The sequence below is a fragment of the Pseudomonas sp. S3_G06 genome, from assembly GCF_054667565.1.
Genome location: NZ_CP162738.1, coordinates 4,991,123 through 5,017,097, shown reverse-complemented (window position 1 = coordinate 5,017,097; position 25,975 = coordinate 4,991,123). Strand labels below are relative to the sequence as shown.

The window sequence follows — 25,975 nt, the reverse complement described above, 5'->3', positions numbered from 1 at the left end:
CCCACAGGAGGCGGCCGTCGTTGTTTCAGCCTCAGCTGTTGTTGTGATCGACCTTGATGGTCGGGTCGCTGCCGGCAATCAGGTTGTGCAGGTTGGCGCTCGCCCAGTTGTTGCCTTCCAGTTTGATCGTCACGTCCGGCGTGGCCGCAGCGGCATCGCCCGAGTTGAATTTGCCCGCCGAGCTGACTTGCAGCGACGACGTGCCATCCACCGTGGTGATCTTCAGGAAGTTGTCGATCGTGCTGCCGGTCTCGCCCTGCAACAGGTCGCGCAGGTCGATGCGGTCGCCTTCGCTGGCTTTGAAATCCTTGATCACGTCGTTACCGGTGTCGCCCGATTTCCAGACGAAGGTGTCGCCACCGGAACCGCCGATGAGGATGTCGTTGCCCTGACCGCCGATCAGCGTGTCGTTGCCGGTGCCGCCGAGCAGGATGTCATTGCCTTTGCCGCCGTCGAGCAGGTCGGTGCCGCCCGAGCCGAACAGGATGTCATTGCCTGCGCCACCCAGCAGCGTGTCGTTGCCATCGTGCGCGCCGGATACATCAAACGCCTGATAGTGCTCGGTGATGTACTGGTGCACATTGCTGGTGGTGACTTTGCTGACATCAACGCCGGTTTCCTTGGCGACGAACGCCTGCATCGCCTGGTAACCCTCGCCGGCAATGCCGTTGAAGCTGACCAGATCGCCGAACAGGATGTCGTTGCCTTCGCCACCGTTGACGGTGTCGTTACCCGGCATCGTCGCTTCGGTATGGCCGATGATCGAGTTGGCCAGATCCTTCGGATCGATGTTGGTTTGCGGCGTTTTGTCCGAGTCGTACGGTTTCAGGTCATCGAGAGTGACGCCGCTGTTCAGGCCAATCGCTTCGACGTTCGACAGGCCGTTGAGCAAGGCAAAGCCACTGGCCGAGTTGCTGCTCGTCGACGAGTTGGTGCTGTTACCGGTACCGGCCAGGTTCGACAACTCATAAGTGCCGTCGCCCTGTGCGTGGATGGTGCCCAGGTTACTGCTGCTCCAGCCCCACCATGAACTGTAGGTCTGCAGAGTCACGGTGCCGGCGCTGTTGATCGTCAACGCATGGGTATTGTCGATGTAGGTGCTGAAGGTGTCGCCCGGCTTGTAGTTGCTGGTTTTCACCACGTCATCGAGCTTCACGTTGCCGTACAGCGTCGGGTTGGCTTGCTCGCCGCTCTGGTAGTAAGTCGGCTCGCCGTCGGTGATGAAGTACGTAAGGTTCTTCGCCCCGGTGTTGGCCACGGCGTCAGCGCTCTGGAACCAGTTGGCCGTGGTCTTGAACACGTCCTCGTAGTTGGTACCGCCGCCAGAGCCCATCGAGTTGAGTACGGCTTTGAGCAAGGTCAGCGCATTCGGGTCGTTGAGATTCACCGACACCGACTTGTTGACCTGGGTATCGAAGTCCACCAGGAAGATGTTCACCGTACCCGAGTTGCTACCGCCCAGGCTTTGCTTGAGGCTGTTGAACACCGACGTCAGCGAGTCTTTTGCGGCGTTCAGCGACGAAGTGCTCATGCTGCCCGAGCTGTCGACCATGAACGCAATGTTGTAGTTGGTGCCCGGTATCACGGTCAGGCCACCGATGTCGGCGACGATGATGTCGTTGGCGTCGGTGCCGGTGACGTTGTCGTCACCCGAGGTGGCGGTGACCGCGTTGTACACCGCAGGCACCACCGTGACCGGAATGGTCGCGGTGCTGCTTGCCGAGCCGCCGACCTGTTCGGTAGACGTCGAGGTCACGGTCAGGTTGAACTGGCCGTTGTAGTAGGTCGGCGGGGTCACGGTCAGAGAGCCGAGGTTCCAGCCGGTGACGTTGGCTTCGCCATTGCTCGCGGTGACGGTGAAGGTGTGACCCGCGCCATCGCTGAGCACCGAGCCGACCGGCGCGCCGCTGATCTTCACGCTCAGGGTTTCCGAGCCGTCGGTGTCGGTCAGCGCGGTGCTGATCGCCGACAGTTTCACCGTGGTGCCTTCGGCGCCGGTGTTGAGCTTGTAGCCGTCGTAATAGCCTTCGCCATTGGTGCCGTGCAGATCGGAGACGGTCACGCCCGAGTTGATCAGGTCCTGCACACCGGTGTAGATCGGCACGCCGGCGTTGCTCAGATCGATCGGCGTGCTGCCGTTGACCGACAGGTTGACGTCGTAGCTGCCCGGGCCGCTCTGGTTGTGGTGGTAGATGTCGAGGGTGTAGTAGCCGCTGGTGGTCGGGGTGAACGAACCATTGATCGCACCGCCTGCGCCCCAGGTACCGGAAGCCACGTTCTTGCCGCCGATGGTGATCAGCAGGCTGTCATCGGCCACGCCGCTGAAGCTGTAGGTCTTGCCGGCTTCCAGATAGATCAGGCCAGAGGTCTTCGAAGCCGTACCGGCGGCGACGCTGCCATCGGACTGCACATTGGTGACGTTGCCGCTGGAGTTCGGCTTGCCGGCCGCATCGATCACACTTTTCAGAGTGTTCGAGTTCGCGCCGCTGCCGTCGGTGCCCAGGCCCGACAGACCGGTCCAGACTTCCTTGATCAGGCCGGTGGATTTCACACTGTTGTCAGCTACGGCTACGGTTGGCGCATCCGCCACTGGCGTGATGTCGATCTTCACTGTGCCGGTGCTGCCCAGCGCCTGGCCATCGGTAGGCTGGAACTTGATCTGCGCGTAGTCCGCCTGATTGTTGCCCAGGCCGGTGCCGCCATAACCATTGGTCCCCGACTCGTTGGCATCCGGCAGGAAACGCAGCTTGCCGGCGTCGATGTCGGCCTTGCTGAAGGTCTGGTTGTTGGCAACATCCTTCCAGGTCGAGCCGTCCAGATACTGCAGTTTGCCCTCGCCCGGCAGTTGCGTGATCTTGATACCGAGGCTGCTCGCCGGGCTGTCGACATCGCTGACGCCGAAGGTCGACCAGCCGAGTACCAGCGGCGTGTCTTCGGTGCCGGTGACATTGCTCGGCGCAGCGACCGGTGCATCGTTGACCGCCACCACGTTGACCGTGGTCGTCGCGGTGTTGGAGTAATTGCCGCCATCGGTCACCGTCACGGTGATGACGCGCGGCACGGTGCTCGGGTTTTCGCTGCTGTTGGTGAAGCTGATGTTCTTGATGGCCTGCATGTAGTCGGCCAGGGTCGCGTTACCCGAGAGGGTCAGGGTCACCGTGCCGTTGGTGCTGTTGGCATTGATGGTGATGCCGTTGACGCTGTTGCCCAGATTCAGCGCATCGCCGTCCTGACGGTTGGTCAGCACCACGGTGGCACCGGTCAGCATCGTGCTGTCCGCGTCGGTGATGCTGATGTCGGTGTCAGCGATCGACACGCCGGCGCCCGGGGTGTTCTCGGTGAACGTCACCTTGTAATCGGCACCGGTCGCACCGCTGGAGTTGTTGGCGTCCAGATCGAGCACCGGTGGCGCATCGTTGTCGATGATCGAGGTGCTGACGCTGCCATTGGTGCTGCTGACCGCGAGGTTCTCGAAGTTGCCGCCGGTAGCCGAATCGATCTTGACCACGAAGTTCTCGGTGCCTTCGGTGATCTTGTCATCGAGGGTAGCGACGTTGAACTGCGCGCTGCTGGCGCCCGCCGGGATCTTCACGGTGTACACACCGGTGAAGTCCGAACCGTCGGCAGCAGTGCCGCTGTAGACGATTTTCAGGGTCACTTCGGTCTGCGCCGGGTGATTGAGGCTGACGGTGTAGCTGGCGGTCTGGCCTTCGGTCACCGAGCTGCTGCCAGTGATGCTGACGGTGGTGGTGTCGACGGTGTCGGTGACGCTGGTCACCGCTGGCGTGGTGCTCTGTACCAGTTTTTCGAAGCTGCCACCGGTGGCGCTGCTGATGGTCGCCTGCACGGTGCCGGCATCTTTGTAGACGTCGTCAGCTGGCGCTGGAACGTTCACGGTGCCGGTGGTTTCGCCAGCCTTGATGGTGATCACGGCGCCGTTCGACAAGGTCACGGTCACTGGTGAGCCAGCGGCGTTGGTCAGTGTAGCGGTGTAAGTGATCTGGCCACCTTCAGTCACGGAACCGGTCGCGCTCAGCGACAGGTTGGTGGTGTCGACGGTGTCGGTCACGGTGGTGCTGACCGGGGTCTTGTCGGCGACGAGATTCTCGAAATTGCCGCCGCTGACGTTGGTGATCGAGTTGGTCAGCGGAGCGTTGCCGGTCAGCGCATCGTTCGGTGCGACGGCGGTTACGGTACCGGTGGTCTGTCCGACCGCGATAGTGATGTTCTGGCCGTTGGCCAACGTCACGACAACTGGCGAACCGGTGACGGGCGCGCCGACGGTGGCGGTGTAGACAACGTTGCCGCCTTCGGCCGCTGTGGCGGTTGCACTCAGTTTTACGGTGGTGGTGTCGATGGTGTCCGTAACGCTGGTGACGGCAGGTGCGCTGCTGGTCACCAGGTTTTCGAAGTTGCCGCCGGTGGCTTTGCTGATGGTTGCCTGGACGGAACCGGCGTCTTTGTAGACGTCATCGGACGGTGCAGGAACGGTTGCGGTGCCGGTGATTTCGCCAGCCTTGATGGTGATCACGGCACCGTTCGACAAGGTGACTGTCACAGGCGAGCCAGCGGCGTTGGTCAGTGTCGCGGTGTAGGTGATCTGGCCACCTTCGGCCACGGAGCCGGTTGCGCTCAGTGACAGATTGGTGGTGTCGACGGTGTCGGTCACGCCGGTGCTGACCGGGGTCTTGTCGGCAACGAGGTTTTCGAAGTTGCCGCCGGTTACGTTAGTGATCGAGTTGGTGATCGGAGCGTGGCCGGTCAGTGCATCGTTCGAAGCAACAGCGGTTGCAGTGCCGGTAGTCTGACCGACGCCGATGGTGATGGTCTGGCCGTTGGCCAGAGTTACCACAACTGGTGAGCCGGTAACCGGAGCGCCGACGGTGGCGGTGTAAGTCACGGTACCGCCTTCAGCCACCGAAGTATCGGCGGTCAATTTGACGGTCGACGTGTCGATGGTGTCGGTGACAGTCGTCACGGCTGGAGCAGTGCTCGGTACCAGGTTCTCGAAGTTGCCGCCGGTGGCGCTGGTGATCGTGGCCTGAACAGAGCCGGCGTCTTTGTAGACGTCATCGGCTGGCGCAGGAACGGTTGCGGTGCCGGTGATTTCGCCAGCCTTGATGGTGATAACGGCACCGTTCGACAAGGTGACGGTCACAGGCGAGCCAGCGGCGTTGGTCAGCGTAGCGGTGTAAACAATCGAACCACCTTCGGCCACAGAACCGGTCGCACTCAGCGACAGGTTAGTGGTGTCGGCAACATCCGTAACAGAAGTCGAAACCGGAGTTTTGTCCGCCACCAGATCTTCGAAATTGCCGCCGCTCACGCCAGTGATCGAGTTGGTGATCGGAGCATTACCGGCCAACGCATCGTTCGCAGCAACAGCGGTTGCAGTGCCAGTAGTTTGACCGACGCCGATGGTGATGGTCTGGCCGTTGGCCAGAGTCACGACCACGGGCGAACCAGTAACTGGCGCACCAACGGTGGCGGTGTAGGTGATAGTCCCGCCCTCAGCCACCGACGTATCGGCGGTCAGTTTCACGGTCGAAGTATCGATGGTGTCAGTGACCTGAGTGACCGCTGGCGTGGTGCTCGGCACGAGATTTTCGAAGTTACCGCCGGTGGCGCTGGTGATCGTGGCCTGAACAGAGCCGGCGTCTTTGTAGACGTCATCGGACGGCGCAGGAACGTTCACGGTGCCGGTGGTCTTGCCGGCGTCGATGGTGATCACAGCGCCGTTCGACAGGGTCACGGTCACGGGCGAGCCAGCGGCGTTGGTCAATGTCGCGGTGTAAGTGATCTGGCCACCTTCAGCCACCGAATTACTGGCGCTGAGCGAGAGACTGGTGGTGTCGGTAACGTCGGTAACAGAAGTCGAAACTGGAGTTTTGTCCGCCACCAGATCTTCGAAGTTGCCGCCGGTTACGTTAGTGATCGAGTTGGTGATCGGCGCATTGCCGGTCAGCGCATCGTTCGCAGCAACCGCAGTTGCAGTGCCAGTAGTCTGACCGACGCCGATGGTGATGGTCTGGCCGTTGGCCAATGTCACGACGACAGGAGAACCGGTAACTGGTGCACCGACGGTGGCGGTGTAAGTCACGGTGCCGCCTTCGGCGACCGACGTATCGGCGGTCAGTTTGACGGTCGAGGTATCGATGGTGTCGGTGACTGTCGTCACGGCCGGAGCAGTGCTTGGTACCAGGTTCTCGAAGTTGCCACCAGTGGCACTGGTGATCGTCGCCTGGACGGAACCGGCGTCTTTGTAAACGTCATCGGATGGCGCAGGAACAGTTGTGGTGCCAGTGGTTTCGCCAGCCGTGATGGTGATCACAGCACCGTTCGACAGGGTCACGGTTACTGGCGAGCCAGCGGCGTTGGTCAGTGTCGCGGTGTAAGTGATCTGGCCACCTTCAGCCACCGAATTGCTGGCGCTGAGCGACAGATTTGTCGTGTCGGTAACGTCGGTGACAGAAGTCGAGACCGGAGTTTTGTCCGCCACCAGATCTTCGAAATTGCCGCCGCTGACGTTGGTGATCGAATTGGTGATCGGAGCATTACCGGCCAACGCATCGTTCGCAGCAACAGCAGTTGCAGTGCCAGTAGTCTGGCCGACGCCAATGGTGATGGTCTGGCCGTTGGCCAATGTCACGACGACAGGAGAACCGGTAACTGGTGCACCGACGGTGGCGGTGTAAGTCACGGTGCCGCCTTCGGCGACCGACGTATCGGCGGTCAGTTTGACGGTCGAGGTATCGATGGTGTCGGTGACTGTCGTCACCGCTGGAGCAGTGCTCGGTACCAGGTTTTCGAAATTGCCACCGGTAGCGCTGGTGATCGTTGCCTGGACGGAACCGGCGTCTTTGTAGACGTCATCGGATGGTGCAGGAACGGTCGCGGTGCCGGTGGTTTCACCAGCCTTGATGGTAATTACGGCACCGTTCGACAGGGTCACGGTCACTGGCGAGCCAGCGGCGTTGGTCAGTGTCGCGGTGTAAGTGATCTGGCCACCTTCAGCCACCGAGTTGCTGGCGCTGAGCGACAGATTGGTGGTGTCGGTAACATCCGTAACAGAAGTCGAGACCGGAGTTTTGTCGGCCACCAGATCTTCGAAATTGCCGCCGCTCACGCCAGTGATCGAGTTGGTGATCGGCGCGTTGCCGGTCAGCGCATCATTCGGAGCAACAGCGGTTGCAGTGCCAGTAGTCTGACCGACGCCAATGGTGATGGTCTGGCCGTTGGCCAATGTCACGACGACAGGAGAACCGGTAACTGGTGCACCGACGGTGGCGGTGTAAGTCACCGTGCCGCCTTCGGCGACCGACGTATCGGCGGTCAGTTTGACGGTCGAGGTATCGATGGTGTCGGTGACTGTCGTCACCGCTGGAGCAGTGCTCGGTACCAGGTTTTCGAAATTGCCACCGGTGGCACTGGTGATCGTCGCCTGCACAGAGCCGGCATCTTTGTAGACGTCATCGGACGGTGCAGGAACCGTCGCAGTGCCGCTGGTTTCACCAGCCTTGATGGTGATCACGGCACCGTTCGACAGGGTGACGGTCACTGGCGAGCCAGCAGCATTGGTCAATGTCGCGGTGTAAGTGATCTGACCACCTTCGGCCACCGAGTTGCTGGCGCTGAGCGACAGATTGGTGGTGTCGGTAACATCCGTAACAGAAGTCGAGACCGGAGTTTTGTCGGCCACCAGATCTTCGAAATTGCCGCCGCTCACGCCAGTGATCGAGTTGGTGATCGGCGCGTTGCCGGTCAGCGCATCATTCGGAGCAACAGCGGTTGCAGTGCCAGTAGTCTGACCGACGCCAATGGTGATGGTCTGGCCGTTGGCCAATGTCACGACGACAGGAGAACCGGTAACTGGTGCACCGACGGTGGCGGTGTAAGTCACCGTGCCGCCTTCGGCGACTGACGTATCGGCGGACAGTTTGACGGTCGAGGTATCGATGGTGTCGGTGACTGTCGTCACCGCTGGAGCAGTGCTCGGTACCAGGTTTTCGAAATTGCCACCGGTGGCACTGGTGATCGTCGCCTGGACGGAACCGGCGTCTTTGTAGACGTCATCGGACGGGGCCGGAACGGTCGCGGTGCCGGTGGTTTCACCAGCCTTGATGGTAATTACGGCACCGTTCGACAGGGTCACGGTCACTGGCGAGCCAGCGGCGTTGGTCAGTGTCGCGGTGTAAGTGATCTGACCACCTTCGGCAACCGAATTGGTGGCGCTCAAGGACAGATTTGTAGTGTCGGTAACGTCCGTGACAGAAGTCGAAACGGGAGTTTTGTCCGCAACCAGATCTTCGAAATTGCCGCCGGTTACGCCAGTGATGGAGTTGGTGATCGGCGCGTTGCCGGTCAGCGCATCGTTCGCAGCAACAGCGGTTGCGGTGCCAGTGGTCTGACCGACGCCGATGGTGATGGTCTGGCCGTTGGCCAGGGTCACGACCACAGGCGAGCCAGTAACTGGCGCACCAACGGTGGCGGTGTAAGTCACGGTGCCGCCTTCAGCCACCGACGTATCGGCGGTCAGTTTGACGGTCGACGTGTCGATGGTGTCGGTGACAGTCGTCACGGCTGGAGCAGTGCTCGGTACCAGGTTCTCGAAGTTGCCGCCGGTGGCACTGGTGATCGTCGCCTGGACGGAACCGGCGTCTTTGTAGACGTCATCGGACGGGGCCGGAACGGTCGCGGTGCCGGTGGTTTCACCAGCCTTGATGGTAATTACGGCACCGTTCGACAGGGTCACGGTCACTGGCGAGCCAGCGGCGTTGGTCAGTGTCGCGGTGTAAGTGATCTGGCCACCTTCAGCCACCGTGTTGCTGGCGCTGAGCGACAGATTGGTAGTGTCGGCAACATCCGTAACAGTGGTCGAAACTGGAGTTTTGTCCGCCACCAGATCTTCGAAATTGCCACCGGTTACGCCAGTGATCGAGTTGGTGATCGGCGCATTACCGGCCAACGCATCGTTCGCAGCAACAGCGGTTGCGGTGCCAGTAGTCTGACCAACGCCGATGGTGATGGTCTGGCCGTTGGCCAGAGTTACCACAACTGGTGAGCCGGTAACCGGAGCGCCGACGGTGGCGGTGTAAGTCACGGTACCGCCTTCAGCCACCGAAGTATCGGCGGTCAGTTTGACCGTCGAAATGTCGATGGTATCGGTGACATTCGTCACCGCTGGAACCGCGCTTGGCACCAGGTTCTCGAAGTTGCCGCCGGTCGCACCCTCGATGGTCACTTCGACTTTGCCGGCATCTTTATAGACGTCGTCTTTCGGTGCGTCGACGGTCACGGTGCCGGTAGTTTTGCCTGCGTCGATGGTGATGGTGGCGCCGTTCGACAGGGTCACGATCACCGGTGTGCCGGCCGGGTTGGTCAGGGTTGCGGTGTAGGTGATCTGGCCGCCTTCGGCGACCGAATCGCTGGCGCTCAGGTTCAGATTGGTGGTGTCGGTGGTGTCGGAAACCACGGTGTCTGCGGACTTGCCGTCGACCACCAGTTTTTCGTAATTGCCACCCGTGGCGCCATCAATGGTCACGCTCAACGAGCTGCCGCCCGCCAGCGGGCTGTTCGGCGCGACGTAGTTGACGCTGCCGGTGGTTTCGCCAACGGCGATGGTGATGGTCTGACCGTTGGACAGGCTCACGATCACCGGCGAACCGGTCACTGGCGCGCCCACGGTGGCGGTGTAAACCACGGTTTCGCCTTCAGCAACGTTCGCAGTGGCGCTCAGCGACACGGTGGTGGTGTCGATGGTGTCGTTGACCGTGGTCACCGCCGGCGCTGTGCTGGTGACGAGGTTTTCGAAGTTGCCGCCGGTTGCGCTCTGGATGGTCGCTTCAACGCTGCCGGCATCTTTATAGACGTCGTCTTTCGGTGCATCGACGGTCACGCTGCCGGTGGTTTTGCCGGCCTCGATGAGGATAGTCGCACCGTTCGACAGGGTCACGGTGACCGGTGTGCCAGCGGCGTTGCTCAAAGTCGCGGTGTAGGTGATCTGGCCGCCTTCGTTCACCGCGCCAGTCGCGCTGAGCGACAGGTTGGTGGTGTCGACGGTGTCGGTCACGGTGGTGCTGACCGGGGTCTGGTCGGCAACGAGGTTTTCGAAGTTGCCGCCGCTGACGTTGGTGATCGAGTTGGTCAGCGGCGCGTGGCCGGCGAGGACGTCGTTCGGCGCGGTGGTGCTCACGCTGCCGCTGGTCTTGCCGACTTCAATAGTGATGTTCTGACCATTGGCCAGGGTCACGACCACAGGCGAGCCGGTGACCGGCGCGCCGACGGTGGCGGTGTAGGTGACGGTGCCACCTTCGGCCGCGGTTTCGGTGGCGGTCAGTTTGACCGTCGAGGTGTCGACGGTGTCGGTGACATCGGTAACCGCTGGCGTGGTGCTTGGCACCAGGTTTTCGAAGTTGCCGCCAGTGGCGTCCTTGATCGTGACTTCAACTTTGCCGGCGTCTTTGTAGACGTCATCGGCAGGTGCCGGAACGGTGACGGTGCCGGTGGATTTGCCAGCCTCGATGGTGATCACCGCGCCGTTGCTCAGGCTCACGGTCACTGGCGTGCCGGCCGGGTTGCTCAGGGTTGCGGTGTAGACAATCGAACCGCCCTCGGCCACGGAGCCGGTCGCGGACAGCGACAGGTTGGTGGTGTCGGCAACGTCGGTTACCGAGGTCACCGCCGGGGTTTGGTCGGCGACGAGATTTTCGTAATTGCCACCGCTGGCGCCGTCGATTTTCACGCTCAGGGTGTTGCCGCCGGCCTGTGCATCGTTCGGCGCGGTGAAGTTGACGCTGGCGCTGCTGGCGCCGACCGGAATGGTGATGGTCTGGCCGTTGGACAGGGTCACCAGCACTGGCGAACCGGTGACCGGGGCGGTCACGGACGCGGTGTAGACAACCACGCCGCCTTCTATCGCGCTGGCGCTGGCGGTCAGCGAAACCGTGCTGTTGTCGATGGTGTCGGTGACATCAGTTACCGCAGGAGTCTTGTCGATCACCAGGTTTTCAAAGTTGCCGCCGCTGGTCTTGGTGATGCTCGCATCGACCTTGCCGGCGTCCTTGTACACATCATCGCCAGGCGCGGCTACGGTCGCAGTGCCAGTGCTCGCACCCTTGGCAATGTTGATCACCGCGCCGTTGCTCAGGGTCACGCTCATGGCGGTGCCGGCCGGATTGCTCAGGGTCGCCGTGTAGACGATCGAGCCGCCCTCGGCAACGCTGCCGGTGGCGCTCAGGCTGATGTTGGTGGTGTCGACGGCGTCGGTGACTTTGGTCACCACAGCCGAACGATCGGCCTCGACGCGCTCGAAATTGCCGCCGCTGTGGCTGGCGATCGCCGTCCGCACGTTGCTGCCATCAATGTACGGCGTATTGGCGGGCGCCGGGAAATTCACCGAACCGCTGGTAGCACCGGCAGCGATGTTGATCACCGCGCCGTTGGCCAGGGTTACGGTCATTGCAGTGCCGGCCGGGTTGCTCAGGGTCGCGGTGTAGGTGATCTGGCCACCTTCGCTGACGGTATCGCTGGCGGTCAGGGTCAGTGCGGTTGTGTCAACGGTGTCGTTGACCGTGGTGCTGACCGGAGTCTTGCTGACGTCGAGTTTCTCGAAGTTGCCGCCGCTGGCATCGGTCATGGTTACGGTGAGCTTGCTGACGTCCTTGTAGACGTCATCGCTCGGTGCGGCAACTGTCACCGAACCGCTGGTCTTGCCGGCTTCGATGGTGATGGTCTGGCCGTTGCTCAGGTTGACCGTTACCGGCGTTTGCGCGGCGTTGGTCAGCGTTGCGGTGTAAGTTATCGAAGAGCCTTCGAGCACGTAGCTTTCTGCGCTGAGGGTCAGGTGCGTGGTGTTGACCGTGTCGGCAACGTTGGTCACCGCAGGCGTAGTGCTCGGCACCAGATTTTCGAAGTTGCCGCCGGTGGCGTCCTTGATGGTGACTTCGACTTTGCCGGCGTCTTTGTAGACGTCATCGGCAGGTGCCGGAACGGTCACGGTGCCGGTGGTCTTGCCCGCTTCAATGGTGATGACCGAACCGTTGCTCAGGTTGACGGTGACCGGCGTACCGGCCGGGTTGCTCAGCGTCGCGGTGTAGGTGATCTGCCCGCCTTCATTGACGTTGCCGGTGGCAGTCAGCGCGATGCTGGTGGTGTCGACGGTGTCGGTCACGGTGGTGCTGACCGGGGTCTTGTCGGCGACCAGATTTTCGAAGTTGCCGCCGCTGACGTTGGTGATCGAGTTGGTCAGTGGTGCGTGACCGATCTGCACGTCATTCGATACCGGGGCGGTGACGCTGCCGGTGGTCTGGCCGACGGCGATGGTGATGCTCTGGCCGTTGGCCAGGGTCACGACAACAGGCGTGCCGGTGACGGGCGCGCCGACAGTGGCGGTGTAGGTGACGGTTCCGCCTTCGGCTACCGAAGTGTCGGCGGTCAATTTGACCGTCGAGGTATCGATGGTGTCGGTGACTTGAGTGACCGCTGGCGTGGTGCTCGGAACGAGGTTCTCGAAGTTGCCGCCGGTGGCGCTGGTGATTGTGGCCTGCACGGAACCGGCGTCTTTGTAGACGTCGTCGGACGGAGCCGGGAAGGTCACATTACCGCTGGTTTCGCCTGCATTGATGGTGATGACGGCGCCGTTCGACAAGGTCACGGTTACTGGCGAGCCAGCTGCATTGGTCAAGGTCGCGGTGTAAGTGATCTGGCCGCCTTCAGCCACGGAAGCGGTCGCGCTCAGCGAAAGATTGGTGGTGTCGGCCACGTCGGTGACGGTGGTCGAAACTGGAGTTTTGTCCGCCACCAGATTTTCGAAGTTGCCACCGCTTACGCCAGTGATCGAGTTGGTCAGCGGAGCGTTGCCGGTCAAGGCATCGTTCGGTGCAGTGTAAGTGACGGAGCCAGTGGTCTGGCCGACGACGATGGTGATGTTCTGGCCGTTGGCCAACGTCACGACCACAGGCGAGCCGGTGACTGGCGCGCCGACGGTGGCGGTGTAAGTCACGGTGCCGCCTTCGGCAACCGAGGTGTCTGCGCTCAGCTTCACCGTCGAGGTATCGACGGTGTCAGTGATTTCGGTCACTGCTGGCGTAGTGTTCGGCACCAGATTTTCGAAGTTGCCGCCGGTGGCGTCCTTGATGCTGACTTCGACCTGGCCGGCGTCTTTGTAGACGTCATCGGCCGGCGCTGGAACGGTAATGGTGCCGGTGGTTTTGCCGGCATCAATGGTGATCACCGAACCGTTGCTCAGGGTCACGGTTACCGGGGTGCCGGCCGGATTCGTCAGCGTGGCGGTGTAGGTGATCTGGCCACCCTCGGCCACGGAGCCGGTGGCGCTGAGGCTCAGGCCAGTGTCATCGACCGAGTCGGTAATCGTGGTAACGGCTGGCGTGGTGCTTGGCACCAGGTTTTCAAAGTTGCCGCCGGTAGCCCCGGTGATCGTCGTGCTGACGGTGCTGCCATTGTTGTAGACGTCGTTGGCCGCAGTCGGCACGTTGACGGTGCCGACGGTTTCGCCAGCCGCGATGGTGATGGTCGAGCCGTTGGACAGGGTGACGGTTACCGGGGTCTGCGCCGGGTTGGTCAGGGTCGCGGTGTAAGTGATCTGACCGCCTTCAACGATGTTATTGGTCGCGGTCAGAGTCAAACCGGTGTTATCGACAGAGTCGGTAATCGTGGTGACAGCTGGCGTCGGATTCGGCACCAGATTTTCGAAGTTGCCGCCGGTAGCGCCGGTGATGGTGGTGCTGACGGTGCTGCCATTGTTGTACACGTCGTTGGCCGCAGTCGGCACGTTGACGGTGCCGACGGTCTCGCCGGCCGCAATGGTAATGGTCGAGCCGTTCGACAGAGTGACGGTTACCGGCGTCTGCGCTGGATTAGTCAGCGTCGCGGTGTAGGTGATCTGACCGCCTTCAACGATGTTGTTGGTCGCGGTCAACGTCAGACCGGTGTTATCAACCGAATCAGTGATCGTGGTAACGGCTGGCGTGGTGTTTGGCACCAGGTTTTCAAAGTTGCCGCCGGTAGCCCCGGTGATCGTCGTGCTGACGGTGCTGCCATTGTTGTAAACGTCATTGGCCGCAGTCGGCACGTTGACAGTGCCGACGGTTTCGCCGGCCGCAATGGTAATGGTCGAGCCGTTCGACAGAGTGACGGTTACCGGGGTCTGCGCTGGATTAGTCAGCGTCGCGGTGTAGGTGATCTGGCCACCTTCAACGATGTTGTTGGTCGCGGTCAGGGTCAGGCCAGTGTCATCGACCGAATCAGTGATCGTGGTGACCGCAGGCGTGTTGCTTGGCACCAGGTTTTCAAAGTTGCCGCCGGTAGCGCCGGTAATGGTGGTGCTGACGGTGCTGCCATTGTTGTAGACGTCATTGGCCGCAGTCGGCACGTTGACAGTGCCGACGGTTTCGCCGGCAGCAATGGTGATGGTCGAGCCGTTCGACAGAGTGACAGTTACCGGGGTCTGCGCTGGATTAGTCAGCGTCGCGGTGTAGGTGATCTGGCCACCTTCAACGATGTTGTTGGTCGCGGTCAGGGTCAGGCCAGTGTCATCGACCGAATCAGTGATCGTGGTGACCGCAGGCGTGTTGCTTGGCACCAGGTTTTCAAAGTTGCCGCCGGTAGCGCCGGTAATGGTGGTGCTGACGGTGCTGCCATTGTTGTAGACGTCATTGGCCGCAGTCGGCACGTTGACAGTGCCGACGGTCTCGCCGGCCGCAATGGTAATGGTCGAGCCGTTCGACAGAGTGACGGTTACCGGCGTCTGCGCTGGATTAGTCAGCGTCGCGGTGTAGGTGATCTGACCGCCTTCAACGATGTTGTTGGTCGCGGTCAACGTCAGACCGGTGTTATCAACCGAATCAGTGATCGTGGTAACGGCTGGCGTGGTGTTTGGCACCAGGTTTTCAAAGTTGCCGCCGGTAGCCCCGGTGATCGTCGTGCTGACGGTGCTGCCATTGTTGTAAACGTCATTGGCCGCAGTCGGCACGTTGACAGTGCCGACGGTTTCGCCGGCCGCAATGGTAATGGTCGAGCCGTTCGACAGAGTGACGGTTACCGGCGTCTGCGCTGGATTAGTCAGCGTCGCGGTGTAGGTGATCTGACCGCCTTCAACGATGTTGTTGGTCGCGGTCAACGTCAGACCGGTGTTATCAACCGAATCAGTGATCGTGGTAACGGCTGGCGTGGTGTTTGGCACCAGGTTTTCAAAGTTGCCGCCGGTAGCCCCGGTGATCGTCGTGCTGACGGTGCTGCCATTGTTGTACACGTCGTTGGCCGCAGTCGGCACGTTGACGGTGCCCAGGGTTTCGCCAGCAGCAATGGTGATGGTCGAACCGTTGGACAGGGTGACGGTTACCGGGGTTTGTGCCGGGTTGGTCAACGTCGCGGTGTAGGTGATCTGACCGCCTTCAACAATGTTGTTGGTCGCGGTCAGCGTCAGGCCGGTGTTGTCGACCGAGTCGGTGATCGTAGTGACTGCTGGCGTGGTGTTCGGCACCAGATTTTCGAAGTTGCCGCCGGTAGCGCCGGTGATGGTGGTGCTAACGGTGCTGCCGTTGTTGTAGACGTCATTGGTCGGGGTCGGCACGTTAACAGTGCCGGTAGTCTGGCCAGCGCCAATGGTAATGGTCGAGCCATTCGACAGCGTGACGGTGACCGGAGTTTGCGCCGGGTTAGTCAGCGTCGCGGTGTAGGTAATCTGGCCGCCTTCGGTCACGCTCGAACCAGCCGTCAGCGTGACGGTAGTGGTATCGACGGTGTCGGTGACCTGCGTGGTCGCCGGGATAGTCGGCGGGGTCACGGTGATGCCGTTGCCGCCGCTGGTGCCGGTGACGGTCACGTCGATCTGGGTCGGGTCGTTGTAGACCGTGTCGTTCGGTGCCAGCGGCACGTTGACGGTGCCGGTGGTGGCGCCGGCCGGGATGACGATCACTGCGCCATTGGACAGGGTGATGGTCAGGTCGGTCAGCGGCGCCTGGGTCAGGGTCGCGGTGTACACCAGCACGCCGCCGGCTTCGGTGATGGTCGGCGTGGCGCTGAGGCTCAGGGTCGAGTCACGCAGCGCGTTGGTGGTGGTGTCGGTGGTCAGGCCGCCGGTGGTGTCCTGCGCGACTTGGCCGGCAGAATTGATGCCCGCCGTCGGAAAGCCAATGGTCGGATCGACGCGGCCAGCGGTGGCGTCGAGCATGACAAAGCTGTGACCACCACCGGCGGCGCCACCGGTACCTGCGGCGGTCGGGCCGGCCGCGGTGGATTCGAGTGCGGTGGTCGGGTCGACACCGGCGGCGATGGCTTGCTGCAGTTCTTCTACAGAAGGCGCGGCCTGCGCGGTGGCTTCGGCCAGGTCAGTGCTGGAGTCAGGCGAGCTGGCGCTCCACTGGGTGTCACGGCCCAGATCGAGCATGCGACCATCGGCCAGTTCCAGCGACACCGCGCCGGACAGACCGGTATCGATCTGGTCGCCGACATACAGGCGATCGCCTTCAACGAGTACGCGACGCACGCCCTCTGGGGACACCACGAAAACCTGACCGACAATGCTTTTGACGACGGCAACAACACTGCTCATTGAAGACTCTCCGGGGTGTCACATTCAGTTGACTTCCATGGACCTGACGGGCGTCGGCGCCACTTCAGTCTGGACGTACTTTCTATAAATGGATAACTTATTGACGCTGTATTTCCGTCAATAATCTGGCTATAAATTATCGCGATTAACTTTATGCCAAACTATTGACCTTCTGGGAGCCATCCTAAACAATCGCCCCACTAATGTCACATTGATATTTTCCGCGGCGACCTGTCCTTCAGCCTGTCATCCAGTTCCTGTTTTGAACTTTCCGACATACGGTCTTTCGGGTTGCCATCATCCGACGCAGCACCACGTTTCTGCTGTGATTCAAGACAAGAAGTTCCGGGAAAATTCCAACCATGCGTTCGCTTTTGCTCCTTGCCGCTCCCTTCGCTCTCGCCGCCTCATTTGTACAAGCACAATCCTTACCAGAAGCCATGCAACAGGCGCTGGATGTCCATCCGGAGATTCAGGCGGGGGTCAACAGTCGATTGGCGGCGGATTATCAGTTAAAGGCTGCGAAAGGGGGATACCTGCCCAAGGTCGATCTGCTCGGCGGTTATGGCCGTGAAGGCACCGACAGTGTGACCACTCGAGCGAACGGTGGAAGCAATCACTGGGAGACGTTGAACCGCAGCGAGTCAAGTTTACGTCTCTCGCAAATGGTTTTTGACGGTTTCGCGACGTCCAACGAAGTTGCGCGTCAACAAGCCAACGTCAGCTCCCGCGCTTACTCACTGCTTGGCACTTCCGAGCGTACTGCACTTACTGTCGCCCAGGTGTATCTGGACGTGCTGACCCGTCGCGAATTCGTCCGTCTGGCCGAGGAAAACCTCAAGAGCCACCAGCGCATCTACGATCAGATCCAGCTGCGCACCCAGCGCGGCGTCGGCAGCGGTGCCGACCTTGATCAGGCCGAAGCGCGTATGGCCCAGGCCCGCAACAATCTGATCACCGAACAGACCAACCTCGCCGACGCGGAAACCAACTTCCTCAGCGCCGTCGGCCAGATGCCCGACCAGCTCGAGCGCCCGGCGCCGTTCATGGCGATGATGCCCGCCAACCTCAATGAAGCCCGCGCGCAGATGCTGGAAAACAGCCCGATCCTGCGTTCCGCCGAGTCGGATATTGCCGCTGCCGAGAAGCAGTTCGCCACCGCCAAATCGACCTTTTACCCGCGCTTCGACGCCGAACTGGGCCGTACCGCCGATAACGATATCGACGGCCAGAACGGCCACAACAATGAATGGCAGGCCATGCTGCGCATGCGCTTCAACCTGTATTCCGGTGGCAGCAACAAGGCCGATCTGGAATCCAAGTCGTACCTGGCCAACCAGGCGCTGGACATCCGCAACAACGCCCTGCGTCAGTTGAATGAAGAGCTCGGCCTGGCCTGGAACGCTTTGAACAACGCCAACGCTCAGGTGCCGATCGCTCAGCAGTACGTCGATCGCAGCACCTCGGTGCGTACCGCCTACCAGCGTCAATTCAGCCTCGGCGAACGCACCCTGCTGGATTTGCTCGACAGCGAAAACGAGCTGTTCACCGCCTCGCGGCGTCTGGCGGAAATCAAGAACATTCAGTTATTTACTCAGTATCGAATCAAGGCGACCATGGGCCAATTGCTCAAAAGCCAGGGAGTGGTCGCGCCGTTGGCATCCGTTGTGCAGAACGACGTGAAGCCCAAGGTCCAGCTGCCTGGGATGAACTGAGTTATCCCTTTCAACTGTTAAAGAGTGTCGAGCGTGGAATCAGAAGTCAGTCGAGTTCAACTCAGCCATGATCCACGCGCGTTGCATGACGATCCGTTGCTGGATGGTCTGCTCGCCCTGTGCATGCTGCACCAGAAGCCTGCCAGCGCGGCGATGCTGACCACCGGCCTGCCGCTGCCCAAACAACGTTTGAGTGTCGAGTTGCTGCCGCGCGCAGCGGCCCGCGCCGGGCTGCAGGGGCGGGTGTTGCAGCGCAAGCTCGAAGAAATTCCGGCGATCGCCATGCCCGCGCTGTTGCTGCTCAAGGATGGCCGCAGTGCCGTCCTGCTCGGCTGGCAGGGCGACAACGAAGCACGCGTACTGCTGAGCGAAAGCGATGGCGGCGAATCGGTGGTCAGCCGCGAACTGCTGAGCGACGATTACACCGGCAAAGTGTTCTTCGCCCAGCCGCAGCACAAATTCGACGTCAACCACGGCACGCTGATCCCGCGCGCACGCTCGTGGTTCCGTGACACCCTCAAGCGTTCGCGCTGGCTGTACGCCGATGCGATCGCCGCCAGTTTCCTGATCAACATCATCGCCATGGCCGCGCCGCTGTTCGTGATGAACGTCTACGACCGCGTGGTGCCGAACCAGGCCGAAGCAACCCTTTGGGTGCTGGCGCTGGGCATCACCGGCGCTTACATCTTCGACTTGATCCTCAAGAGCCTGCGCAGCCTGTGCCTGGATCTGGCCGGGAAGAAAACCGACCTGATCATCTCCGCCACGCTGTTCGAGCGCATTGTCGGCATGGCGATGAAATACCGCCCGGCGCGGGTCGGCAGTTTTGCGCAGAACATCCATGAGTTTCAGAGCCTGCGCGACTTTCTCGCCTCGCTGACCCTGACCAGCCTGATCGACCTGCCGTTCACCATCCTGATTTTCATCGTCATCGCCATTCTCGGCGGGCATCTGGTGTGGATTCCGGTGCTGGCGTTCCCGATTGCCCTGTTGATCGGCTACGCCTTGCAGAAGCCGCTGATCGCGACCATGGAGCGCACCATGGCGCTGGGCGCCGAGCGCCAGTCGAGCCTGATCGAAACCCTCGCCGGCCTGGATGCGGTCAAGGTCAACAACGCCGAAAGCGAGCGCCAGTATCAGTGGGAGCAGACCATCGGCACCCTCAGCCGTCTCGAGCTGCGAGTGAAAATGCTCTCCGGCCTGGCGATGAACATCACCTTGCTGATCCAGCAACTGGCCGGGGTGATCATGATCGTCTTCGGCGTGTACCAGATCATCGCCGGCAACCTGAGCATGGGCGGGCTGATTGCCTGCTACATGCTCAGTGGCCGCGCCCTCAGCCCGCTGGCGTCGCTGTCCGGCCTGCTCACGCGCTATCAACAGGCGCGGGTGACCATGACTTCGGTCGACCAGATGATGGAGCTGCCTCAGGAGCGCAACTTCGAGGAGCGCCCGCTGAGCCGCAAGGTTCTGCAGGGTGCGATCGAATGCCGTCAGCTCAGCTTCACCTATCCGGACCAGCAGAACCCGGCGCTGAAGAACATCAACCTGGTGATCCGTCCCGGCGAGAAGATCGGCATCATTGGCCGCAGCGGTTCGGGCAAGAGTTCGCTGGCGAAACTGCTGGTGGGCCTGTACCAACCGGACGACGGTGCCTTGCTGGTCGACGGCGTGGACATCCGTCAGATCGACGTCAGCGAACTGCGCTACAACATCGGTTACGTGCCGCAGGACATCCAGCTGCTGTCCGGCACCCTGCGTGACAACCTGGTGTCCGGCGCGCGTTACGTCGAAGACGAGCTGGTGCTGCAAGCCGCCGAACTGGCCGGCGTGCACGAGTTCGCCCGTCTGCACCCGCAAGGCTACGAGCTGCAAGTCGGCGAGCGCGGGCAGAACCTTTCCGGCGGCCAGCGGCAGAACGTCGCCCTGGCCCGGGCCTTGTTGCTCAATCCACCGATTCTGCTGATGGATGAGCCAACCAGTGCGATGGACAACACCGGCGAAGAACGCCTCAAGCAACGCCTCGCAGCAGTGATTGAAAACAAGACCGTGGTGCTGGTCACGCACCGGGCATCGCTGTTGTCGCTGGTCGATCGCCTACTGGTGATCGACCGCGGGCAGATTCTCGCCGACGGCCCGAAAGCCGCCGTGATGGAAGCGTTGAAGAAGGGGCAGATCAGTGTTGCTTAAGTCCGGTGTCAAGGAGTCGATCCGTCGCTACTTCAAGGGCTCTGCCTCGCTGCAGGGCCAGCCGCTGCCGGAGGTCAACAAGGCGCTGATCGAAGACGCCCCGCGCGTCGTGCGCCTGACCATCTGGGCGATCATCGGCTTCTTCGTGTTCCTCATGCTCTGGGCCAACTTCGCCGTAATCGACGAAGTGACCAAGGGCGACGGCAAGGCGATTCCGTCTTCCAAGATCCAGAAAATCCAGAACCTGGAGGGCGGTATCGTCTCCGAGCTGTTCGTCAAGGAAGGCCAGATCGTCGAGGCCGGCGCGCCGCTGATTCGTCTCGATGACACGCGTTTTGCCTCCAACGTCGGCGAAACCGAGGCTGATCGCCTGTCGATGCTGCTGCGGGTCGAGCGCCTGAGCGCGGAAGTCGATGATCGTCCGCTGAATTTCCCCGAGGACGTGCTCAAAGCCGTGCCGGGTCAGGCAAAAAGCGAAGAGTCGCTGTACATCAGCCGCCGTCAGCAGTTGCACGATGAAATCGGCGGCCTGCAGGAGCAATTGATCCAGCGTCAGCAAGAGCTGCGTGAGTTCAGCTCCAAGCAGGCGCAGTACCGTCAGCAACTCGGCTTGCAGCGTCAGGAAATCAACATGTCCGAGCCGCTGGTGGCGCAGGGCGCGGTCTCGCCGGTGGAAGTGTTGCGCCTCAAGCGTGCCGAAGTGGAAACCCGTGGCCAGCTCGACGCGACCACGCTGGCCATTCCGCGCGCCGAATCGGCGATCAAGGAAGTGCAGCGCAAGATCGACGAGACCCGCGGCAAATTCCGCAGCGAAGCGCTGACCCAACTCAACGAAGCGCGCACCGATCTGAACAAGGCCCAGGCCACCGGCAAGGCGCTGGAAGACCGCGTCAGCCGTACGCTGGTTACCTCACCTGTGCGGGGTATCGTCAACAAGTTGCTGGTCAACACCATCGGCGGCGTGATCCAGCCGGGCAGCGACATGGTTGAAATCGTGCCGCTGGACGACACCCTGCTGGTCGAAGCCAAGATCCGCCCGCAGGACATCGCGTTCCTGCATCCGGGTCAGGAAGCGATCGTCAAATTCACCGCCTATGACTACACCATTTACGGCGGGCTCAAGGCGCAGCTAGAGCAGATCGGTGCGGATACCATCACCGACGAAGACAAGAAAACCACTTACTACGTGATCAAAGTGCGCACCGAGCGCAGCCACTTGGGCACGGATGAAAAGCCACTGCTGATCATCCCGGGGATGGTTGCGTCGGTGGACATCATCACTGGCAAGAAATCGGTGTTGAGCTATTTGCTCAAGCCGATCATTCGGGCGCGGGCTGAAGCGTTGCACGAGCGCTAGATCTTCGGCGCTGGTGACGGCCTATTCGCGAGCAGGCTCGCTCCCACAGGAGATTGCATTCCAACTGTGGGAGCGAGCCTGCTCGCGAAGGCGCCCGCTCAGGCGCTGCATATCCGTCGGTAAGTGACACAAATCGTCACTCCACCCCCTCACCATTCGCCATATCGTTATTCATTAACGGTATTTAATTTCCAATTCTTATAGCTATAAAGTCACCCTCCTGCGTACCTGCCGACCAATCGGCGCGCCGCACGACCTGAACCGACACGCAATCCAGCGTGAGTGTCTGATCGACGTGCGCGTCCGTGAGCGCGCCGTGCGTGGGAGATGATTGATGTCCGCCGCTACTGCCACCGAAAGCGCCGCAACTGCCGCGCCGCAAATTTTCGAAATTCGTCCCTTCAGCGGTGCCGTCGGCGCCGAGATCGTTGGCCTTGACCTCAGTCGGCCGGTCAATGATCAGGACTTCGCGCGCATACACCGCGCACATCTGGATCACCACGTCGTGGTCTTTCGCGATCAGCAGATCACCCCGCAACAGCAAATCGACTTCAGCCGCCGCTTCGGCGTGTTGCAGATCCATGTGCTCAAGCAGTTCCTGCTGGCCAACCACCCGGAAATCCTCATCGTTTCCAACATCATCGAGAACGGGCAGAACATCGGTCTCGGTGACGCCGGCAAGTTCTGGCATTCCGATCTTTCCTATAAAGAGCTGCCGAGTCTTGGCTCGATGCTGCACGCCCAGGAGCTGCCCTCCGAGGGCGGCGACACGCTGTTTGCCGACATGCACAAAGCCTGGGACGACTTGCCCGCTGCGTTGCGCACTGCGGTCGAAGGACGTTGCGCTGCGCATTCCTATACCGCGCGCTACAGCGAAACCAAGTTCGAGGGTAACTGGCGCCCGACCCTGACTCCTGAACAGTTGGCTCAGGTCGCCGAAGTGGTGCACCCGGTGGTGCGCACTCATCCGGAAAACGGCCGCAAGGCCTTGTTCGTCAGCGAAGGCTTCACCACGCGCATCGTCGGTCTGCCGGAAGACGAAAGTCGTCAGTTGCTCGGCGAACTCTTCGCCCACAGCGTGCTGCCGCAAAACATCTACCGCCATCAGTGGGAACCGCATGACCTGGTGTTCTGGGACAACCGCTCGCTGATCCACCTCGCCGCCGGCTGCCCCGCGCATCTGCGCCGCAAGCTGTATCGCACGACCATCCAGGGCGACGCGCCTTTCTGATTTGCCGGAGATCGACCATGAACGCCCCATTGCCAGGCCACGCGGCCAGCAACCCGATCGCCCACAGCGAAGCGTTGTTGGCCGTCGATCATGTCAGCCTTGAATACCGCACGCCGCAACGCGTGGTGCGCGCCACTCATCAAGTCAGTTTCGCCGTCGACCCGGCTGATCGGTTCGTCCTGCTTGGCCCGTCCGGTTGCGGGAAATCGACCTTGCTCAAGGCGGTCGCCGGGTTCATCCAGCCCTGCGAAGGCGAGATCCGCCTGCAAGGCCAGCGCGTCGATGCGCCGGGGCCGGACCGCATTGTGGTGTTTCAGGAATTCGACCAGTTGCCGCCGTGGAAAACCGTGAAGCAGAACGTGATGTTCCCGCTGCTCGCCTCGCGCACCTTGAACAAGAAAGAAGCCGAAGAGCGTGCGCTGCACTATCTGGAAAAGGTCGGCCTGGCGGCGTTCGCCGACGCCTATCCGCACACCTTGTCCGGCGGCATGAAGGCGCGGGTGGCGATTGCCCGGGCGTTGGCCATGCAGCCGAAAATCCTCTTGATGGACGAACCCTTCGCTGCACTCGATGCGTTGACTCGCCGCAAGATGCAGGAGGAATTGCTGCTGCTCTGGGAAGAGGTGCGCTTCACCCTGCTGTTCGTCACCCATTCGATCGAAGAAGCCTTGGTGGTCGGCAATCGCATCCTCTTGTTGTCGCCACATCCAGGCCGGGTGCGCGCCGAAGTGCACAGCCATCAATACGACCTGCACAGCCTCGGCGGCGTGGCGTTTCAGGAATCGGCGCGGCGCATTCATCGTCTGCTGTTCGATGAGGGCCAGGCGCCGGAGATCGAACGTGATCACGACTTCAACGACATTCGCATCGCCTATTGAGCGGCCAGGAGGACTACCCGATGAGCCATTCATCATCCGTGCGTGAAGAATTCGAAACCGTGCTCGAGCCGCTGACCGCAGTGCCGGTCGAGCGCGAATTGCCGCTCGGCACACGCCTGTGGCAACAGGGCTGGCTGCGCAAAAGCCTGATCCTGATCGTATTGGCCATCGTCTGGGAAGTGGTCGCGCGGATTCAGAACAACGACCTGATGCTTCCGAGCTTTCTGCAAACCGCACAGGCGTTGTTTGACGGTGTGCTCAGTGGCGAGTTGTTGGCCAAGGTGTGGATATCTCTGGTGGTGCTGATCAAGGGCTACCTGATCGGCATCGTCCTCGCGTTCGCCCTGACGACATTGGCGGTCTCGACCCAGTTGGGACGTGATCTGCTCAGCACCATGACTTCGATGTTCAACCCGTTGCCGGCGATTGCCCTGCTGCCGCTGGCGCTGCTCTGGTTCGGATTGGGCCAGAACAGCCTGATTTTCGTGCTGGTGCACTCGGTGCTGTGGGCGCTGGCGCTGAATACCTATGCCGGATTTCTCGGCGTCTCCGAGACGCTGCGCATGGCCGGGCGCAATTATGGTCTCAAGGGGTTGCGCCTTGTGTTGTTCATACTGATTCCGGCGGCGCTGCCTTCGATTCTCGCCGGTTTGAAGATTGGCTGGGCGTTCGCCTGGCGCACCTTGATCGCTGCCGAACTGGTGTTTGGCGCGACCAGTGGCAAGGGCGGGCTGGGCTGGTACATCTTTCAGAATCGTAATGAGCTGTACACCGACAAGGTGTTCGCCGGGTTGGCGGTGGTGATCCTGATTGGTCTGCTGGTGGAGAATCTGGTGTTTGCCACCCTTGAGCGGGTGACCGTCAAGCGCTGGGGTATGCAGCGCTGACCTGAAAAGATCGCAGCCTGCGGCAGCTCCTACATGGGAAAACCATCCTCTGTAGGAGCTGCCGCAGGCTGCGATCTTTTGATCTGCTAGCATTGCGCATGGATCAATCCAGATCAGCCAAGAGTGCTCAACATGCAACTCCCGGACATGAACCTTCTGGTCGCCCTCGATGCCTTGCTCGACGAGGGCAGTGTGGTCGGCGCGGCGCGGCGGATGAACCTCAGCCCGGCGGCCATGAGCCGCACGCTGACGCGGATTCGCGAAGCCATCGGCGATCCGATTCTGGTGCGCGCCGGGCGTGGCCTGGTACCGACCCCCAAAGCCCTCGAACTGCGCGAGCAGGTACGCGACGTGGTCGAGCAGGCGGCGCTGCTGTTTCGCTCCGCCGATAGCGTCGAACTGGGCACCTTGCGTCGACGTTTCAGCATCCGCGCCAATGATTTCTTCGTCGGCGTTTACGGCGGCAAGCTGTTCGACACCCTCGACCAACTCGCCCCGCATTGCGAATTGCGCTTCGTCCCGGAAGGCGATGGCGACGATGAGGCGCTGCGCGAAGGGCGCATCGATCTGAGCGTCAGCAACACCCGGCCGCTCACCCCGGAGGTTAAGGTACAGAACCTGTTCTCCACGCATTTCGTTGGCCTGGTGCGCGAGAATCATCCATTGCTCGATGGCGAAATCACGGCCGAGCGCTACGCCGGTTTTTCCCATATCAGCATGTCGCGCCGTGGCATCGCTCGCGGCCCGATCGACACGGCGTTGAATGCGTTGGGGCTGGAGCGTCGAGTGGCGGTGATCGCGCCGAGTTTCCATGCAGCGATGTTTGCCCTGCCCGACTCCGACCTGATCCTGCCGGTGCCTAAAGAAGCCCTGCTCAGCGTGCGGCGGCTGGGGCTGAAACTGCGTTCGTTCGACCTGCCGATTCCGCTGCCCATGCTGATGCTGACCCAGGCCTGGCACCCGCGCTTCGACAAGGACCCGGCCCACCGCTGGCTGCGTGAAACCCTCAAGACCTGCTGCGATGAAACGTGGCTGGCGGCACAGCCGTAAATCATCAGGCACCATCGAATCCCTGTGAGAGCGAGCCTGCTCGCGAAAGCGGTGGATCAGTCACCTCAATGGCGACTGGTCCACCGCTTTCGCGAGC

Annotated in this window: 8 protein-coding genes; 7 read left to right on the top strand and 1 reads right to left on the bottom strand. The window is 61.4% G+C overall.

Going from position 1 to position 25,975, the window contains the following annotated elements:
- Positions 1-31 precede the first annotated feature (31 nt).
- Positions 32-16,570 carry a LapA family giant adhesin gene (locus AB4N47_RS22315; protein ID WP_460154346.1) on the bottom strand — a complete coding sequence of 5,513 codons (16,539 nt, stop codon included), beginning with the start codon at positions 16,568-16,570 and terminating at the stop codon, positions 32-34.
- A 362-nt stretch (positions 16,571-16,932) separates the two neighbouring features.
- Between AB4N47_RS22315 and AB4N47_RS22310 the strand changes: the two genes are divergently transcribed.
- From AB4N47_RS22310 to AB4N47_RS22280, 7 genes are all read left to right on the top strand, one after another.
- Positions 16,933-18,285: a TolC family outer membrane protein gene (locus AB4N47_RS22310; protein WP_016772278.1), complete on the top strand. Its 1,353-nt coding sequence runs from the start codon at positions 16,933-16,935 to the stop codon at positions 18,283-18,285.
- A 33-nt stretch (positions 18,286-18,318) separates the two neighbouring features.
- A complete protein-coding gene (locus AB4N47_RS22305; protein WP_051600365.1) occupies positions 18,319-20,475 on the top strand; it encodes a type I secretion system permease/ATPase in 2,157 nt (718 codons plus the stop codon).
- The gene (locus AB4N47_RS22300; protein ID WP_024011116.1) at positions 20,465-21,832 is read left to right on the top strand and encodes an HlyD family type I secretion periplasmic adaptor subunit; all 1,368 of its coding nucleotides are present in this window, start codon (positions 20,465-20,467) and stop codon (positions 21,830-21,832) included. Before AB4N47_RS22305 ends, AB4N47_RS22300 begins: the two co-directional genes overlap by 11 nt.
- Positions 21,833-22,166: 334 nt before the next feature.
- Positions 22,167-23,063, top strand: a complete 897-nt coding sequence (locus tag AB4N47_RS22295) for a TauD/TfdA dioxygenase family protein (RefSeq protein WP_341638310.1) — start codon at positions 22,167-22,169, stop codon at positions 23,061-23,063.
- Between the two features lie 17 nt (positions 23,064-23,080).
- Positions 23,081-23,941 (top strand): ABC transporter ATP-binding protein, encoded by an 861-nt coding sequence (locus AB4N47_RS22290; protein ID WP_341638311.1) that lies wholly within the window; start codon positions 23,081-23,083, stop codon positions 23,939-23,941.
- A gap of 20 nt (positions 23,942-23,961) precedes the next feature.
- Positions 23,962-24,828, top strand: a complete 867-nt coding sequence (locus AB4N47_RS22285; RefSeq protein WP_341638312.1) for an ABC transporter permease — start codon at positions 23,962-23,964, stop codon at positions 24,826-24,828.
- A 132-nt stretch (positions 24,829-24,960) separates the two neighbouring features.
- The gene (locus AB4N47_RS22280) at positions 24,961-25,878 is read left to right on the top strand and encodes a LysR family transcriptional regulator (RefSeq protein WP_016772273.1); all 918 of its coding nucleotides are present in this window, start codon (positions 24,961-24,963) and stop codon (positions 25,876-25,878) included.
- Positions 25,879-25,975: the final 97 nt, after the last annotated feature.